At 68.3% G+C, this 16,845-nt stretch carries 14 protein-coding genes and 2 pseudogenes; 5 read left to right on the forward strand and 11 right to left on the reverse strand.

Features of this window, described 5'->3' with window-relative positions; all coding sequences use genetic code 11:
* Positions 1 to 437: pseudogene (locus tag MVA01S_RS22255) on the forward strand (cytochrome ubiquinol oxidase subunit I); the annotation flags it as partial.
* A gap of 6 nt (positions 438 to 443) precedes the next feature.
* Here the strand turns inward: MVA01S_RS22255 and MVA01S_RS22260 are convergent.
* Entirely contained in the window at positions 444 to 1,109 is a 666-nt protein-coding gene (locus MVA01S_RS22260; RefSeq protein ID WP_003930866.1) for an SDR family oxidoreductase, read from the reverse strand.
* Positions 1,110 to 1,164: 55 nt separating this feature from the next.
* Here MVA01S_RS22260 and ggh point away from each other — a divergent pair, with 55 nt between their 5' ends.
* Positions 1,165 to 2,505: a glucosylglycerate hydrolase gene (ggh, locus tag MVA01S_RS22265; RefSeq protein WP_003930865.1), complete on the forward strand. Its 1,341-nt coding sequence runs from the start codon at positions 1,165 to 1,167 to the stop codon at positions 2,503 to 2,505.
* Positions 2,506 to 2,516: 11 nt separating this feature from the next.
* Here the strand turns inward: ggh and MVA01S_RS22270 are convergent, their stop codons facing one another.
* The 6 genes from MVA01S_RS22270 to MVA01S_RS22295 all read right to left on the reverse strand — a co-directional run bounded on the left by MVA01S_RS22270 (position 2,517) and on the right by MVA01S_RS22295 (position 9,273).
* Entirely contained in the window at positions 2,517 to 2,957 is a 441-nt protein-coding gene (locus MVA01S_RS22270) for a MarR family winged helix-turn-helix transcriptional regulator (protein WP_003930864.1), read from the reverse strand.
* A 67-nt stretch (positions 2,958 to 3,024) separates the two neighbouring features.
* Complete coding sequence (locus MVA01S_RS22275) at positions 3,025 to 3,765, reverse strand: amino acid ABC transporter ATP-binding protein (protein ID WP_003930863.1); 741 nt, start codon at positions 3,763 to 3,765, stop codon at positions 3,025 to 3,027.
* Positions 3,765 to 5,498 carry an ABC transporter substrate-binding protein/permease gene (locus MVA01S_RS22280; RefSeq protein ID WP_435405971.1) on the reverse strand — a complete coding sequence of 578 codons (1,734 nt, stop codon included), beginning with the start codon at positions 5,496 to 5,498 and terminating at the stop codon, positions 3,765 to 3,767. Before MVA01S_RS22280 ends, MVA01S_RS22275 begins: the two co-directional genes overlap by 1 nt.
* A gap of 112 nt (positions 5,499 to 5,610) precedes the next feature.
* Complete coding sequence (locus MVA01S_RS22285) at positions 5,611 to 6,273, reverse strand: GntR family transcriptional regulator (RefSeq protein WP_003930861.1); 663 nt, start codon at positions 6,271 to 6,273, stop codon at positions 5,611 to 5,613.
* A gap of 53 nt (positions 6,274 to 6,326) precedes the next feature.
* Complete coding sequence (locus tag MVA01S_RS22290) at positions 6,327 to 7,133, reverse strand: LLM class F420-dependent oxidoreductase (protein WP_003930860.1); 807 nt, start codon at positions 7,131 to 7,133, stop codon at positions 6,327 to 6,329.
* Between the two features lie 64 nt (positions 7,134 to 7,197).
* A complete protein-coding gene (locus tag MVA01S_RS22295; RefSeq protein WP_003930859.1) occupies positions 7,198 to 9,273 on the reverse strand; it encodes a PhoX family protein in 2,076 nt (691 codons plus the stop codon).
* Positions 9,274 to 9,570: 297 nt separating this feature from the next.
* On the opposite strand from MVA01S_RS22295, the gene MVA01S_RS22300 reads away from it, so the two are divergent.
* Positions 9,571 to 11,298 (forward strand): Ig-like domain-containing protein, encoded by a 1,728-nt coding sequence (locus MVA01S_RS22300; RefSeq protein WP_144033056.1) that lies wholly within the window; start codon positions 9,571 to 9,573, stop codon positions 11,296 to 11,298.
* On the opposite strand, the gene MVA01S_RS22305 is transcribed toward MVA01S_RS22300, so the two are convergent.
* Positions 11,295 to 12,188 carry an Rv0045c family esterase gene (locus MVA01S_RS22305; protein ID WP_003930857.1) on the reverse strand — a complete coding sequence of 298 codons (894 nt, stop codon included), beginning with the start codon at positions 12,186 to 12,188 and terminating at the stop codon, positions 11,295 to 11,297. The genes MVA01S_RS22300 and MVA01S_RS22305 overlap by 4 nt on opposite strands.
* A gap of 30 nt (positions 12,189 to 12,218) precedes the next feature.
* On the opposite strand from MVA01S_RS22305, the gene MVA01S_RS22310 reads away from it, so the two are divergent.
* Complete coding sequence (locus MVA01S_RS22310) at positions 12,219 to 13,457, forward strand: enhanced intracellular survival protein Eis (RefSeq protein WP_003930856.1); 1,239 nt, start codon at positions 12,219 to 12,221, stop codon at positions 13,455 to 13,457.
* An 82-nt stretch (positions 13,458 to 13,539) separates the two neighbouring features.
* Here the strand turns inward: MVA01S_RS22310 and MVA01S_RS22315 are convergent, their stop codons facing one another.
* From MVA01S_RS22315 to MVA01S_RS22325, 3 genes and pseudogenes are all read right to left on the reverse strand, one after another.
* Positions 13,540 to 14,628, reverse strand: coding sequence for an inositol-3-phosphate synthase (locus MVA01S_RS22315; RefSeq protein WP_003930855.1), 1,089 nt, complete (start codon positions 14,626 to 14,628; stop codon positions 13,540 to 13,542).
* 53 nt (positions 14,629 to 14,681) lie between these two features.
* The gene (locus MVA01S_RS22320; protein WP_003930854.1) at positions 14,682 to 15,227 is read right to left on the reverse strand and encodes a PadR family transcriptional regulator; all 546 of its coding nucleotides are present in this window, start codon (positions 15,225 to 15,227) and stop codon (positions 14,682 to 14,684) included.
* 120 nt (positions 15,228 to 15,347) lie between these two features.
* Positions 15,348 to 16,155, reverse strand: a pseudogene (locus MVA01S_RS22325) (DUF1707 SHOCT-like domain-containing protein).
* Between the two features lie 113 nt (positions 16,156 to 16,268).
* Here MVA01S_RS22325 and MVA01S_RS22330 point away from each other — a divergent pair.
* Complete coding sequence (locus MVA01S_RS22330) at positions 16,269 to 16,703, forward strand: DUF5318 domain-containing protein (RefSeq protein ID WP_040541381.1); 435 nt, start codon at positions 16,269 to 16,271, stop codon at positions 16,701 to 16,703.
* Positions 16,704 to 16,845 lie beyond the last annotated feature (142 nt).

A 16,845-nucleotide genomic window follows, 5' to 3' on the forward strand; every position in this document is an offset into this window, starting at 1 on the left:
CGTTCATCGGCTTCCACACCACGTTCCTGGTGCAGCACTGGCTCGGTGACGAGGGCATGCCGCGCCGCTACGCCGACTACCTGCCGTCCGACGGTTTCACCACGCTCAATGTGGTGTCCACGATCGGCGCGTTCATCCTGGGCGCCTCGATGCTGCCGTTCGTCTGGAACGTGTTCAAGAGCTGGCGTTACGGCGAGGTCGTCACGGTCGACGACCCGTGGGGTTACGGCAACTCGCTGGAGTGGGCGACGAGCTGCCCGCCGCCGCGGCACAACTTCACCGAGCTGCCGCGTATCCGGTCGGAGCGCCCGGCCTTCGAGCTGCACTACCCGCACATGGTCGAGCGGATGCGCGCCGAGGCGCACGTGGGCAAGCACGCGACGGCACTGGAGTCGCCCGGGGGCTTCGGTCCGCGCACCGAGCCGGACCGCTCCTGATCCCGCTCACCGGGGGCGGACGATGACCTCGTGGACGTGCGCGTCGGGTGGGGTGTTGATCGCGTCGGCGGTCACCTTCGCGACGGTTTCCGGGCTCAGGAACTGCTCGGGCTCGTAGGGGCGGCCCTCGTAGGCGACCAGGTCCTCCTGCATCGCGGTGGCGATGCGGCCGGGGTGGACCGACGTGACGCGCAGCCCCGGCTCGTCGGCGCGTAGCGAATCGGCGAACCCGCGCAACGCGAACTTGCTGGCCGAGTAGGACGCCAGCCCAGGGGAGGCGTTGATGCCCGCGCCGGAGTTGATGAACACCACGTGGCCGCCGGCGCTGCGCAGTGCGGGCAGCAGTTCCAGGGTCAGCGCGACCGCGCCGACGACGTTGACGGCCATGGTGGCGCGCCATTCGTCGACGTGCGATTCGGCGACCCGGCCCGGGTAGGCGACACCGGCGTTGTGGATCAGCACGTCGAGTTCGACGATCGGTTCGACGACGGGCGCGATGGAGTCCGGGTCGGCGAGGTCGATGGGCCAGGTGGTGGCGCCGAGACGGTCGGCGACGGCGTCGAGCCGGGCCGACGGCCGGCCCGCCAGGAAGAGGGTGTGCGTCGGCGCGAGCGCGTCGGCGAGGGCGGCTCCGAGGCCGCCGGAGGCCCCGGTGATCATGGCGGTCGGCACACCCGAGACCTTACCGATCTGCAGACTGCACGAAGTCGTCGCATCATGGGGGGCGATGCCCCACGATCCGAGCTTCGCTCCCACCCAACTGGCCGCCCGCGCCGCGTACCTCCTCCGGGGAAACGACCTCGGCGTGATGACGACGGCTGCGCCTCTGCTGTACCCGCACATGTGGAGTTGGGACGCGGCGTTCGTGGCGATCGGCCTGGCGCCGCTGTCGGTGGAGCGGGCCGTGGTGGAGCTCGACACCCTGCTGTCGGCGCAGTGGAGCAACGGCATGATCCCGCACATCGTGTTCGCCAACGGCGTGGACGGATACTTCCCGGGTCCGGCCCGGTGGGCCTGCTCGGCGCTGACCGCCGATGCGCCGCGCAACCGGCACACGTCCGGGATCACCCAGCCCCCGGTGCACGCGATCGCGGTGCAGCGCATCCTCGACCACGCGCGTACCCGCGGGCGCTCCACGCGGGCGGTCGCGCAGGCGTTCCTCGACCGGCGCTGGAACCACCTGGTGCGCTGGCACCGCTGGCTGGCCGAGTGCCGCGACCAGAACGAGCGCGGACGGGTCACGCTGTACCACGGCTGGGAGTCGGGCATGGACAACTCCCCGCGCTGGGACGGCCCGTACGCCAACGTGATTCCCGGTGAGGTGCCCGAGTACCAGCGCGAGGACAACAAGATCAACACCGACGCCACCCAGCGGCCCTCCGATCTGGAGTACGACCGCTACTTGTGGCTGCTCGAGGAGATGAAAGCCGCCCGCTACGACGACCAATTGCTGTCCAAGACCATGAGTTTCGCGGTGGAGGACGTGTTCGTCTCAGCGATCCTGGCAGTGGCCTGCCAGGTGCTGGCCGAGATCGGGGAGGACCACAAGCGACCCAACTCCGACGTGCGGGACCTGTATGCGTGGGCCGAGCGGTTCCGCACCGGCGTGATCGCGACGACCGACCAGCGCACCGGTGCGGCAAGGGATTACGACGTGCGGGCGGAGAAGTGGATCGCGACCGAGACGGTGGCGCAGTTCGCGCCGCTGCTGTGCGGCGGCCTGCCGCACGAGCGGGAGCGGACGCTGCTGAAACTGTTGGAGGGGCCGAGGTTCTGCGGTCACCCGGACCTGGCCTACTCGCTGATCCCGTCGACGTCGCCGGTGTCGCGGGACTTCCGGCCGCGCGAGTACTGGCGCGGTCCGGTGTGGCCGGTGATGACGTGGTTGTTCTCGTGGTGCTTCGCACGCAGGGGCTGGGCTGAGCGGTCGGCGAGCTTGCGCCGGGAGGGTCTGCGGCAGGCCAGCGACGGTACCTTCGCCGAGTACTACGAGCCGTTCACCGGGGAGCCGCTGGGCAGCATGCAGCAGTCGTGGACCGCCGCGGCGGTGCTGGACTGGTTGGGCTGACCCGCGTCGGCCTATTCGGCGATGCGCTCGAGCGGCGCCAGCGCCTTGGCCAGCGCGTCGAGTTCCTCGTCGCTGAGCTTGCTCAGCAGTGACGCCAGGTGCGCGCGTCGGGATTCCAACGCATCCCGGTGCTGTTCCAGGCCCTCCGGGGTGATGTCGACGAGCACGGCGCGCAGGTCGGACGGATCGCGGTCGCGCTTGACCAGACCGAGCTTCTCCAGCCGCCGGATCGCCACCGTCGTGGTCGGCGTGCGCACCTTCTCGTGGGCGGCGAGTTCGGTCATGCGCATCGGGCCCTGGTCGAACAGCGTGAGCAGAATCGACAGCTGGGCCAGGGTCAGATCGCCGGAGGTGGCGGTGCGGCCGGTGTGCCGCATGACCGACAGCACCTTGGACAGCACTCGCTGCAGCTCGCTGGCGAGCTCGCTCACGCGTGCGTCGGTCTGCACCATAATTCAGGCAGTCTAACCGGTTGGGGACTGCCGGGCGCAGGTGTCGGCCGGATTCGCTGTTGGTGTTCTAGAGCACCTGGGACAGGAACCGGCGGAGCCGTTCGGTCTCGGCGGCTTCGAACAGCTGCTCGGGTGGGCCGGTCTCGACCACCTGGCCGTGATCCATGAACACGACGGTGTCGGCGGTGGACCGGGCGAAGCCCATCTCGTGGGTGACCACGACCATCGTCATCCCGTCGGCGGCGAGGTCGGCGATCAACTCCAGGACCCCTTTGACGAGTTCGGGATCCAGTGCGGAGGTGGCTTCGTCGAAGAACATCACCTGGGGTGACATCGCCAGCGCGCGGGCGATCGCGACGCGCTGCTGCTGCCCGCCGGACAGCGTGGCGGGGCGGGCGTCGGCCTTGTTGCGCAGCCCGACCCGGTCCAGCTGGGCCATCCCGAGTTCGCGGGCTTCGTCGGCGCTGAGTTTCTTGAGCTTGCGCGGGGCCATCGTGACGTTGTCGAGCACCGTGCGGTGCGGGAAAAGCTGGAAGTGCTGGAACACCATGCCGATGCGCTGACGCAACTGGTCGGGGTTGTCGCGCAGCACCGACCGCCCGTCGAGCAGGATGTCGCCCCGGTCGGGTTCGTAGAGCCGGTTCAGCGTGCGCAGCAGCGTGGATTTGCCGGATCCGGACGGTCCGATCACCGCGGTGCTGGAGCCGGCGGCAACGTCGAGGTCGATGCCGCGCAGGACCTTGCTCTTGCCGAACGACAGGTGAATGTCTTTGGCGGTCAACGAGACCGGCTGCACGTCGATCGGCATCAGTTCATCTCCTGGGAGGTGGCCAGCACCAGCGGATCGTCCTCGACGGGTTTGCGGCCGCGGCGCAACCGGGTGTCGATGTAGTTCACCAGATGCGTCAGCGGGATCGTCAGCGCGAGATAGAACAGGCCGGCCGCGACGAGGGGGGAGAGGTTGCCGGTCTGCGCATTGAGATCGCGGCCGACCTGGAAGAGTTCCCGCTGGTTGGCGATCAGCCCGAGGAAGTACACCAGCGAGGACGCCTTGAGCAGCGAGATGAACTGGTTCATCAGCGCGGGCAGCACCCGCCGCACCCCTTGCGGCACGACCACCAGCCGCATCGACGTGGAATAGCTGAAACCCAGTGCGCGAGAGGCTTCGAGCTGCCCGGGGTCGACGCTCTGGATGCCGGACCGGAAGATCTCCCCGATGTAGGCCGCCGCCATCAGGCCCAGCGCGGCGATGCCCAGCGGGAACGGGTTGTTGCCGGTGAGATGCCCGACCACGGGGCCGACGCCGAGCCCGATCAGCAAGATGATCACGACTTCGGGCAGGCCGCGGAAGATGTCGGTGTAGACGCGGGCCGGCCAGCGCAGCCACCGCGATCTGGAGATGCCGGCGATGGCCAGCGCCATGCCGAGGATCAGCCCGATGATGCTGGCCGAGATGGTCAGGATCAGTGTGTTGGGCAACCCGGTCTTGAGCAGGTCCGGAATGGCCTGCTTGTAGAGATCCCAGTCCAGAAAGGACGCCGCGAGTTGGGACAGCGTGGATTTGGGTTCCACGGGCGCGGCCGGGCCCTGTGCGTTCTGGTTCTGCGCGGCGATGGCGTTGAAGTCGGGCAGCTGGGGGACGGGTGCGGCCTTGGAGCCGGGTTTCCAGCCCGGCGGCAGCGCCCGCGGTACCCAATCGGTGTAGAGCCGGGACCAGGTGCCGTCGGCGATGACGGCGTCCAGGCCCGAGTTCAGAGCGTCGATCAACGGCTGGTTGTCCCCGGCGACCGCCCAGGCGATGAAATTGTCCAGGCTGAAGGTGTTCTCGATGATCTCGGTGGGGTCGCCGGGCTGCACGGTGCCCTGCGCCTGCTGGGACGGTGCCACCCACGCGTCGATCTGCCCGCTCTTGAGGCTGGCGTAGACGGTGTTGTAGTCCGGGAACTTCACCGGCTGCAGCTTCAGGCTGTCGACGACGTAGGCCTCCTGCACAGTGCCCTGCACGACGCCGATGCGCTGCCCGGCTGCCAGCTGGTCGAAGCCGGTGATGGCCGAGCCCCTGGGCACGACGAGCGAGAAGTACCCGAAGTCGTAGCCGTTGGTGAAGCCGACGGTGCGGCGGCGGGCGTCGGTGGTGGTGATCGACGACGACCCGACGTCGAAGCGGCGGGAGGCGACCTGGGCCAGCAGCCCGGAGAACTCGGTGCCGACGAAGTTGATCTGCAGGCCGAGCTTTTCGGCGACCGCGCGCAGCAGTTCGTTGTCGAAGCCGGTGAACTGTCCGGCCGAGTCGATGCAGATGCTGGGCGGGGCGTCGGACAGGGTCCCGACGGTCAGCGTGCCGGGCCGGCTGAGCCCGAGCGCGTTGAGGTCGACGGACTCCAGCGGCACCACCGTCGCGGTGGTGTATTTGTCCTCGGCCGGTCCGCTCGCGGCAGCGGCCAGGTTCGTCGGCAGCGGGCTGGCGCTCGCAAGACCAGGGGGTGTGCACTGGTCGACCTGCGCGCCGGCCGGGGCCGCCAGACCCATCGCGGCCACCATCCCGATGATCAGGATCAGGACAGCGCTCTTCACAGCCGCGCGCACTACCCGCAAGAAGTTCATTCCAAGCAAGGTAGCGCGCACCCCCACCGGTGCGCCGCGTTCGGTCCCTTCAGTAGCCGTCGGGGCCGAACACTCCGCGCCGCACCAGTTCGGCAACCAGGACGGTGGCCATGCCGTCGGCGCGGTCGGCGCAGGCGGCCCGGGCCCCGTCCGGATCGCCGGCGCGGATCGCGGAGAACTCGGCGTCGTAGGACGGCAGCAGGCGGTCCCGCTGGTGCGCGTAGGACTGCCAGAACGGCTGCGGGACGAGGGTCTGGGAGGCCTCGATCGCGGCGTGAAGCCGGGGCCCGGCGTAGGCGGTGGTGATTGCTGCGCGGAAACGTCTGGCGTGCTGGTGGAACTGCCGGGGATCCCGGTCGGCGCGCATCTGGCCGATCTCGGCGTCCAGTTCGGCGACGACGTCGGGGTCGGCCGCCGTCGCCGCGCGCGCCGAGGCGATGCCGTTGAGGATCCCGTACAGCTCGAGGTGTTCGCGGACGGTGGCCTCGTCGAACCGTTCCACGTAGGCGCCGCGGTGGTAGCGCGTGGTCAGGATGCCGTCGTGCTCGAGCTGGACCACCGCTTCCTGGACCGGTACCCGGCTGACCCCGAGCTGCTGGGCAATCTCGTTGCGGTCCAGGCGATCTCCCGACCGGAGCCGACCGGTCAGCACCATATCGACCACGTGAGAGACCACGAGATCTTTCTCCTTGACCCCATATTTCTTGGGCATGGCCGCGCCAGTCTCTCATGGGGACGACCCCGCGAGGGGCCGATCGGGCAGGGTCAGCCGTCGGCTCGGCGCCGGTCGCGCCAGCGGCACAGCGCCTCGGCCTGGCCGAGGTCGTAGTCGGGGCCGTTCACCCCGACGGTCAGCATCGTGATCCCGAGTTCCGCCAGCGCATCGGCGTCTTCGAGCAGGGCCGCCTCGTCGCTCCCGTCCACGCCGGCCGAGCGCTCGATGGTGGCCGGATCGCGCCCGGCTTCGGTGCAGAGCCGGTCGAGGATCTCGGCTTTGCGGGGGTAGCTGTCGCGGTCTGCGAACGAGTGCCAGATGTCGGCGTGCCGGGCCACCAGCGGCAGGGTCTTCTTCTCGCCCTCGCCGCCGATCAGGACCGGGATGTCGCGGACCGGTTGGGGGTTCAGTCGGGCCATCCTGGACTCGATCCGCGGCATCGCGGCGGCGAGGTCGTCGAGTCGGCTGCCCGCGGTGCCGAACTCGTAGCCGTACTCGTCGTAGTCGCGTTGTTTCCAGCCCGACCCGATACCCAGGATCAGCCGGCCGTCGCTGATGTGGTCGACGGTGCGGGCCATGTCGGCGAGCAGGTCGGGGTTGCGGTAGGAGTTACAGGTGACCAGCGCGCCGATCTCGATCCGTGAGGTCTGCTCGGCCCACGCGGCGAGCATCGTCCAGCATTCGAAGTGCGCGCCGTCGGGGTCGCCGTAGAGCGGGAAGAAGTGGTCCCAGTTGAAGGCGACGTCGACGCCGAGGTCCTCGCAGCGACGGACGGCGTCGCGGATGCTCCCGTAGTGCGGGGAGTGCTGCGGCTGGAGTTGCACGCCGATGCGGACGGGCCGGTTCGCGGAGGTCATGCCCCCGGGGATATCCCCGAGCGGCCGGACACAAACTCACGCGGGTCCGGGTCTCACGAGGCGGCTACCCGCCGATGTTGCCGCCGCTGCGCCACACCACGACCACCGACGGCCGTGCGGTGCCGTTGCCGCCCTCCGGCCATCGCGACTGGGGATCGTCGATGCTGTTCTCGTCGTTCTCGCCCGGGTGCTGGACGCATACCGTGACCAGGTCGTCGGTGACCACCGGTCCGCATGTCTCCGCGCCGAGCGGCACGGTCAGGAACTGTTTGGTCTCACCGCGGTTGGGGCCGTCGAGGGCGACCGCGAACAGGCCGTCGTTGGAATCCAGCGCATTGCCGTCGGTGGAGATCCACAGGTTGCCGTGGCTGTCGAAGGCCAGGTTGTCCGGGCACGAGATCGGGCTGACCTTCGTCTTGTCGAAGCCCCCGTAGTAGGTGTCGGCGGCCTTCGGGTCGCCGCACACCAGCAGCAGTTCCCAGCTGAAGTCGGTGCCCGCATGGTCGTCGGTGATCTCCAGGATCTGCCCACTCTTGTTGTCGTTGCGGGGATTCGACGCATCGGCAGCCACTTCGCCGGGGGCGCCGCGTTCGTCGTTGTTGGTCAGCGCGACGTACACCTTGCCGGTCTTCGGGTTGGCCTCGAAGTCCTCGGGCCGGTCCATTTTGGTGGCACCGGCCTTGTCGGCGGCCATGCGGGTGAACACCGCGGCCTCCTGGGCGGTGATGCCGGCGACGAGGGATTCGGCCTGTCCGTTCGGTTCTGAGCGCAGCAGCGGGATCCAGGTGCCGCTGCCCCGGAAGGATCCGCCGGCCGGCAGCGTCCCCGAGCCGTCGATCTGGTCGGCGGGGATGTCGCTGGAGAGCTTGGCGACGTAGAGGGTGCCCTCGTCGAGGATCGCCAGATTGTTCGCCATCGCCTCGGGGTCCCTGCCGGGCTGCACCGTGCGGCTGGAGATGAACTTGTACATGTAGTCGAAGCGTTCGTCGTCGCCGGTGTAGGCGACGACGGTGCCGTCGTCGGTGACGTGGATGTTGGCGCCTTCGTGCTTGAGCCGGCCCAATGCCGAATGCTTGACCGGTGTCGATGCCGGATCCCAGGGGTTCAGTTCCACCACGTAGCCGAACCGGTTCACCTCGTTCGGGGACTGGACCAGGTCGAAGCGGGAATCGAAGGTCTCCCAGCGCAATTCGGACGGCTCCAGGGTCACGCCGTAGCGGTCGTTGCGGTCGGCGTCCACGGGGTTGGGCACGGGCGAGCCCTTGGGGGCGCCGAAGTAGCCGGGAAAGCCTTCTTCGCCGGAAAGCACAGTGCCCCAGGGTGTCACGCCGCCCGCGCAGTTGGCGATGGTGCCCAACACGGTACGGCCTTCCGGGTCGGCCGCGGTCTTGACGAAGTCGGTTCCCGCAGCGGGGCCGGTAAGGACGACCGGACTGTCCCCGGTGATGCGGCGGTTGTAGCGACCCATCACCGGGCGCAGGGCCCCGTCGGGGGTGCGTTCGACCTCGACGACACCCATCCCCATCGCGGCGATCTCGATCTCGAACTGGTCCCGTGTCGGGGCGTCGGCGTTGTACCCCGGGAACATGAACTGCGGTGTGGCGTACTCGAAGTTGGTGACGAGCAGGTAATGACCGGGTTGGTCCTCGATGGGCAGCAGGCCGGCGAAGTCGTTGTTGAAGCCGAACTGGCCGCGCTGGGCGGCGCCGGTCTGGTTGCGGACGTCGAATTCCGGGGCGCCGGGCAGGACCGGGTCGCCCCAGCTGATCACGACGGCCTGTTCGTAACCGTCGGCGACGACGAGGGCGTCCTCGCTGTTGGGCGGGACGGAGGCGAAGTTCATCCCGGCGGGCGGCTCGGTCGTCGCCGCGGCGGGCGACGGGACGGGGGGAGCCGGTTCGGAGGTGTTCGAGCAGGCGGCGAGTGCGGATCCGGCGCCGACGGCGAGCACGGCCACCCCTCCGGCGTGCAGGAGCGAGCGCCGGGAGACGGCCTTGGCGATGTCGCCGAAGTACTCGTTGTCGCTGCGGTTGGGGACCGGCTTGGCGCAGGCGTTGCCGCACTTGTGCACACAGGTTATGTGCTGCCGCTTGGACTTTCCGTTGTACGTGACGAGCAGGTTCAGCGGCACAAGCACCATCTTCGGGGTCCCTTCCCACGTCGACTCCGGCCGCGGGCTGGGCGGCCGGATGCGCGGAAAGTTACGGCAGCTCCGCTATCTCCGGGCAAGCAGAAGGTGAACAGCGGCTGACGCGTCGGCGAGCAGCCGATCACAGACCGAACGTGGCAAACATCGAAATTTTGCTGTGCGCTCAGCAAACAGCGGATACTGTCGTTCGCAATTATCAACAGGGGGGTCAATACTATGTCGCAACATCGCCGGGAACCGTTGTCGTCCAACAAAGCGCGGCCGCGACACCGTGCCGAAGACTTTCCGGTGCGCAGCTGGCTGAAGGTGGGGGCGGCTTCTGCCGGGATGGGCGCGGCATTGCTCGGCTTCGCGCTGGCGGGTTCTGCTGTGGCGGCGGCAGCGGATACCGGAGCTGAGTCCTCGGTGTCGTCGGGTCCCGCCGATACGACGACGTCACAGCGGTCTGACGCCGATGACACGGCCTCGGAGGACTCCGTCCGCGACGACACCGAAAGCGCCGAGGGCGACGAAGCCGCTGAGGACGCTGCCGAAGAGGTCGACGCTGTCGAAGAGGGCGACGCTGCCGAAGGCACCGACGCCCCTGAAGGCACCGGGCAGTCGGCCGAGGGTGCCGACGACCGGGACTACGAACACCTAGACACCGAACCCTCCGACATCGGTGACGAGGCCGAACCGGCCCAGACCGACGTAGACCCCGGCCCGGCAGCAGAGTTGGTGGGTGCTCCCGAGGAAGAAGCCCACTCGAGCGCGATCAGCGCGACGGAGAAGGTTCAGTTGGCAGCGCCGACCACTGCCCCGAAACGTACGTGGAGCCAGGTGGTCTCCGACTTCCTCGACGACTGGACCGCCGACACCGAGGCGTGGATCGACTCGCTGGACGTGTCCGACCGGGCCAAGGCACGACTGGAGGCATCGTTCTACGCGATGCGCAGGACGTTCTTCAATCAGGCGCCCACCGTCGATCCGATCCAACTCACCGGCGTGATCACCGGACCGGTGACGGGGATCGTCAACGCGGACGACCCCGACGGCGACCGGGTCGTCTACCGACTGGTCGCGCGTCCACAACAGGGCAAGGTGAAGCTGAACGCGGACGGCACCTACACCTACACGCCCAGCGCTGATTTCGACGGCGTCGACACGTTCCGCGTCATCGCGATTGACCTCGGGCTGCACGTCAACCTGCTGGACTGGTTCCGCCCTTTGGGAACCCGATCGACCCCGCTGATCAACCAGGGCGCCATCAAGTTCGACTTCGCCTACGACGAGGCCACTCGGCATCACTGGACGGCCGACCGGCAGGAAGCGCTGGAAGCTGTCGCCGACGGCCTGATCTGGTACTTCCGGGTCACCAAGCCTGTGGTGCTGACCTACGCTGTCACCGGGTACGACGACACCACGGTGAATGTCCTGGCCTCGGCCAGTGCGCTGTTGACGAGCAATGACGCGGGCTTCCACCGGACAAGGATTCAGGACGAGATCATCACCGGCGTCGACACCAACGGCGCGGAACCAGACGGCACCATACGGGTGAACTTCGCGTGGAACTGGGCGTTCACCGATCCGGTTGCCGGCAATCAGTTCGACTTCACCACGACTCTGATGCATGAACTGTTGCACTCGTTCGGGTTTGGTGTGTATCACCCCGGCACGCTGGCCTGGTCGATCTACGCGAGCCTGATGGTCGACAAGGATCGTGCAGCCATGATCAACCCCGACTTCACCTGGAACACGGCGCTCACCCCGAACACGACGGGGCAGAACGGAGGTCTGTACTTCGGCGGTGCCAATGCCGTTGCGGCCTACGGTGGTCTGGTCCCGCTGTACACGCCGAGCACCTTTGCCGGAGGCAGTTCGCTACACCACCTGGATGATTCCACGTTCACCGGCGAGAGCCGCAAGCTGATGAACGCCATGCTCGCACCGGGAACACGGATCCGGACGCTGAGCGCCGTGGAACTCGGAATTCTGAAAGACCTTGGCTACCAGGTAGTTCCGCGATCGGTCGGCTAGCCCTCCAGCACGCCGCGGAGCAGCTCGATCAGGGCCAGCGGCTGGTCGCTCTGCACCGAGTGTCCGGAGTTCTCGACGATGTGCACGCGCTGGAAGCCGGGAGCAGTCCTGGCGAACGCGTCGGCGTCGTCGTCGTTGACGAAGAACGAGTTCGCGCCGCGGATCAGCGTGGTCGGGGTGGCCAGCCGGGGCACGTCGTCCCACAGGTTCTCGAAACCCTCACCCTTGCGGATGCTGTCGTAGCGCCACGTCCAGGTGCCGTCGTCGAGGCGCTTGGCGTTGTGGAACACGCCGCGCCGCAACGATTTCCGATCGCGGTGCGGCGCTGCGGCGGTCGTCACCTCCAGCATCGCGTCGAAGGACGGGAAGGTGCGGTCACCCTGCACCAGCGCGACTGTGCCCTTCTGCGCGTCGGTCATCTCGGTGTGGCGCTCGGGCGCCGACGGTGTCACGTCGACCAGCACGAGACGCCGGACCAGGCCCGGGGCCGTCACCGCCAGCCGCAGGGCGGTCAGCCCGCCCAACGACATCCCCACCACGAGGTCGGCGTCGGACGCGAGGTCACGGATCACGGGTTCGACGGCGACGGCGTTGAGCTTCGGTCCGTAGTCGCCGTCCTCGCGCCAGGCCGAACGCCCGTGTCCGGGCAGGTCGATTGCCAGCGCGGGCACCCCGAGTCCGACGATCACCGTGTCCCAGGTGTGCGCGTTCTGGCCGCCGCCGTGTAGGAACACCACGCGCGGTGCCCCGTCGCCGAACTTGATCGCGCTGACCGGGCCGTCGATCCGTGCGGCCGCGGGGACGTCGGCGACGCCGACCTGCGCGGCGTTCTCGGGCAGCAGCGCGAACTCGTCGAGGTCCGGCAGTGCGTCGTCGGAGATCTCCGTCATGGCCTGACAGTACGCATCAACGATATTGGGATGCGACAGACGGTGCTGGTGTGCCACGGTGGGTCAGTGGCAAGTTCACCGACAGACCTGACATTCCGGACCGCCGAGGACGCCGACTGGCCGGGCATGGACCTGATCGCGGCCACCGGTTTCGGGGTGTGGCGTCCGCAGGAGACCGCCGAGGCGTGGCGGCAGCTGATGCCGGCCGACAGCGCGGTCGTGGCGTGCGACGGGCCCGACGTCGTCGGCCTGGCGGTGCTCCTCGATCTGGAGCTGACGGTGCCCGGCGGCGCGGTACTGCCGATGGCCGGGGTGTCGATGGTCGCGGTCGCGCCGACGCACCGCCGGCGCGGTGCGCTGACCGGGATGTTCGCCGAACTGCATCGCCGGATGGGCAAGTACCCGATCGCAGGACTGGAGGCCAGCGAGGCCGAGATCTACGGGCGGTTCGGCTACGGCCCGGCCACGGTGTGGCAGAGCCTGTCCGTTGACCGGACGCGGTCCCGGTTCCATGCCGGCGTCCCCGATCCCGGCGGCGTACGGGTGGTGCGCGGTGACGAGCACCGCGGCCAGATCGAGGACATCTATGAGCGGTGGCGGCGGCAGACGCCCGGCGGTCTGCGTACGCCGGCGCCGCTGTGGGACGAGGTGTTCGCCGACCGGGAGGCCTTCCGCGGCGGCGGCAGTGCGATGTTCTGGCTGCTGCACCCGGACGGCTTCGCGTCCTACCGCGTGCACAGCGGGCAGAGCAAGGACACCGTCGAGATCGGCAAGCTGGCCGCGGTGACCCCGCAGGCCTACATCGCGTTGTGGCGTGCGCTGCTCGGGCTGGACCTGATGGAGAAGATCAACATCGAGAGCCATCCGGACCAGTTGCTGCCGTATCTACTGACCAATCCCCGGCTGGTGCGTGAGCAGGACGCCCGGGACGGTCTGTGGTTGCGGATGCTCGACATTCCGGCGGTGCTGCAGGCGCGCACCTACTCCGCGGATGTGGCTGTGGTTCTGGAGGTTTCGGACGAGATCCTGGGCGGGGGCGGTAGATACGCCCTCGAGGTGCGCGACGGCAGGGCCCGCTGCGTGCCCACCGACGCGGCCGCCGACGTGCAGCTTGACCTGTCGGTGCTCGGCAGCCTCTATTTCGGGACCCACCGCGCGTCGGCCTTCGCGGCGGCACATCGCCTGCAGTGCAACGATCCTGCACTCATCGGCGCGCTCGACGCGGCGTTCGCCAGCGAGGTCCCGGCTGAGCTCGGCTTCGGCTTCTAACTACCCCTCAACGCGAGAGTGCGGGGAGATCGCAGTTTCACGAAGAAACGCGATCTCCCCGCACTCTCGGCGGAAAGAAGAACTAGCCCTCGATGAACTTCTCCAGCTGCACGCGGGCGATGTCGTCGGCGAGCTGCTTCGGCGGGCTCTTCATCAGGTACGCCGACGCGGCCTCGATCGGGCCGCCGATGCCGCGGTCCTTGGCGATCTTGGCGGCGCGGACCGCGTCGATGATGACGCCGGCCGAGTTGGGGGAGTCCCACACCTCGAGCTTGTACTCCAGGTTCAGCGGCACGTCACCGAACGCGCGACCCTCGAGGCGGACGTAGGCCCACTTGCGGTCGTCGAGCCACGCGACGTGGTCGGACGGGCCGATGTGGACGTTCTTGTCCTCGATCTTGCCGGCCAGCGAGCCGGACAGGTTGGAGGTGACGGCCTGGGTCTTGGAGACCTTCTTGGACTCGAGGCGGGTGCGCTCCAGCATGTTGAGGAAGTCCATGTTGCCGCCGACGTTGAGCTGGTAGGTGCGGTCCAGCGTGACGCCGCGGTCCTCGAACAGCTTGGCCATCACGCGGTGGGTGATGGTGGCGCCGATCTGGCTCTTGATGTCATCGCCGACGATCGGCACACCGGCGTCCTCGAACTTCTTGGCCCACACCGGATCCGAGGCGATGAAGACGGGCAGCGCGTTGACGAACGCGACGCCGGCGTCGATGGCGCACTGGGCGTAGAACTTGTCGGCCTCTTCGGAACCCACCGGCAGGTAGGACACCATGACGTCGACCTTGGCGTCCTTGAGAACCTTGACCACGTCGACGGCCTCGACGTCGGAGATCTCGATGGTGTCGGCGTAGTACTTGCCGATGCCGTCGAGGGTGGGACCGCGCTGCACGACGACGTCGGTCGGCGGCACGTCGGCGATCTTGATGGTGTTGTTCTCGGAGGCGAAGATCGCCTCGGACAGGTCGAAGCCGACCTTCTTGGCGTCCACGTCGAACGCGGCGACGAACTTCACGTCGCGCACGTGGTACTGGCCGAGCTTGACGTGCATCAGGCCGGGAACGCTGGCGTTCTCATCGGCGTCCTTGTAGTACTGAACGCCCTGTACGAGCGAGGACGCGCAGTTGCCCACGCCGACGATCGCGACCCGGACGTCATTGCTTGCGGTCATGACGGCTTCTCCTCTTGTCCTACTGATTTCGTATTGCTGGCTGTGGGTTGTGCCTACGTCTGTTCGGCGCGCCCCTGCGCCGATCTCTCCGCCGCGATCAACTCGTTGAGCCACTTGACTTCACGCTCACTGGACTCGAGCCCCAGCTGGTGGAGCTGTCGGGTGTACCGATCGAATGAGCTGCTCGCCCGCGCCACGGCTTCACGCAGGCTTTCGCGACGTTCCTCCACCTGGCGGCGGCGGCCCTCCAGGATCCGCATCCGGGCCTCGGCCGGGGTGCGGTTGAAGAAGGCAAGGTGAACTCCGAAACCATCGTCGGAGTAGTTCTGCGGTCCGGTGTCGGCCACGAGCTCGGTGAACCGTTGCTTACCGGCGTCGGTCAGCTGGTACACCCGGCGTGCCCGCCGGACCTTCACGGTGCCCTCGGGGGCGGCATCCTCGACGATCAGCCCGTCGGCCTGCATGCGGCGCAGTGCCGGGTAGAGCGAGCCGTACGAGAAGGCGCGAAAGGCGCCGAGAAGCCCCGTCAATCGCTTCCGCAGTTCGTAGCCGTGCATCGGGGACTCCTGAAGCAGGCCCAGGATGGCGAGTTCGAGCACCCAGGCACCCCCTCCAGTAAATTCGACGCGCCGCTACGACGGTTCAACACCTCGGCCGATAGTATCGCGCCGATATATTGAGCGCTATAGCGGTGCCACTTTTCTCAAGGTTTTCGCAGGTCAGCGGTTGGCGGGCCAGATGGCCAGCGGGGTGCCGTCCGGGTACAGCTCGACGCGGCCGGTGCCGAAGTCGCTGTTGACGATGATCTCGACGATCACCGCGTCGGGCGTGGACGGGTCCTCCGACGGGCTGATCCGCAGCCAGGTGTCCTTGACGTCGGCGCGCGCCACCCCGACCGTCTCGGGGGCGCCGCGCAGCACACCGAGGGTCTTCTCGAAGTCGAACGCGGCGAGGTCGACCACGCGGTCGTCGGCGTCGACCGTGGAGGGCGATCCGGTCGGCTCACCCCATCCGCCCCGGTACTGGTAGGAGATGCTGCGCCGGTTGTCCTGCGGATCGGGGCGGTCCAGGAACGCGATGTCCGAGTGAATGTCGAGCTCGTAGCCCGTCGTGTCGCCGAACTTCTTGCGCATCTGGTCGAACAGCCCGGTAAAACCGCCCAGGGACTGCAGTTGCGTCGGCGGGGCCAGCACCGCGGCGGCGATGCCGTCGTCTGCGGCGCCGGGGTCGGCGACCGCGTGCAGGGGCGAACCGGTGGTGCCCCACAGCCCCCAGCCGATCGGCGCGGTTGACGATCCGGGTGATCACTGGAACGTCGAGCGTTTCGGCGGTCTGCAGGTCCGAGACGATGTCCTGCAACTGCCCGAGCGTGGCGGCCGCAGTTGCCGCTTTCACCCGTTCGCCGTGCCCGGCCATCGAGAGCTGGCCCTCAGCCAGCGCGGTGTCCAGGATCTGGCACGTCCGGTCACGGTCGCTGTCTTTTGCCCGTGTGGACGACGAGCGTCGTGCCGGGCTGCGCGGGGCCACGTCCGAGATCGTAGAAGTTCGACCGGTGACCGCGCAGGCCAGACACGACAGACACCGTCCCGGGACGCACGCCGAAGCCTCGGTGTCCGGGGCGTCGACGTACTCTGGTCCTCGTGCGATTGCAGCGACAGGTAGTGGACTACGCCTTGCGCCGGCGGTCCCTGCTGGCGGAGGTGTACTCGGGACGCACCGGCGTCACCGAGGTCTGCGACGCCAACCCGTACCTGCTCCGCGCCGCGAAGTTCCACGGCAAGCCGAGCTCGGTGATGTGCCCGATCTGCCGTAAGGAACAACTGACCCTGGTGTCGTGGGTGTTCGGTGACCACCTCGGGGCGGTGTCCGGCTCGGCCCGGACCGCCGAGGAGTTGGTCCTGCTCGCGACCCGCTTCGACGAGTTCTCCGTACACGTCGTGGAGGTATGCCGCACGTGCAGCTGGAATCACCTGGTCAAGTCCTACGTGCTCGGCGCGGTCCCGCCCCCCAAGGGCTCCCGCCGGCCACGCCGCTCCCAGCCCGCGTCCGGTGCGGCGCGGACCGCCAGTGAATAGCGAAGGGCGCCACGACCGGTCACCCAACGACCCCCGCGACGGGCAGAGGGCAGCCGAGAGTCTGGGCGCACGTAAGCCTCCGCCGCGACGGGACGCCCCGGCGCGCCGGGAGGGCGCGCCGCGGCGCGCCAACGACGGCGGC

The organism is Mycolicibacterium vaccae NBRC 14118 = CIP 105934 (assembly GCF_001552715.1).
Classification (GTDB): domain Bacteria; phylum Actinomycetota; class Actinomycetes; order Mycobacteriales; family Mycobacteriaceae; genus Mycobacterium; species Mycobacterium vaccae.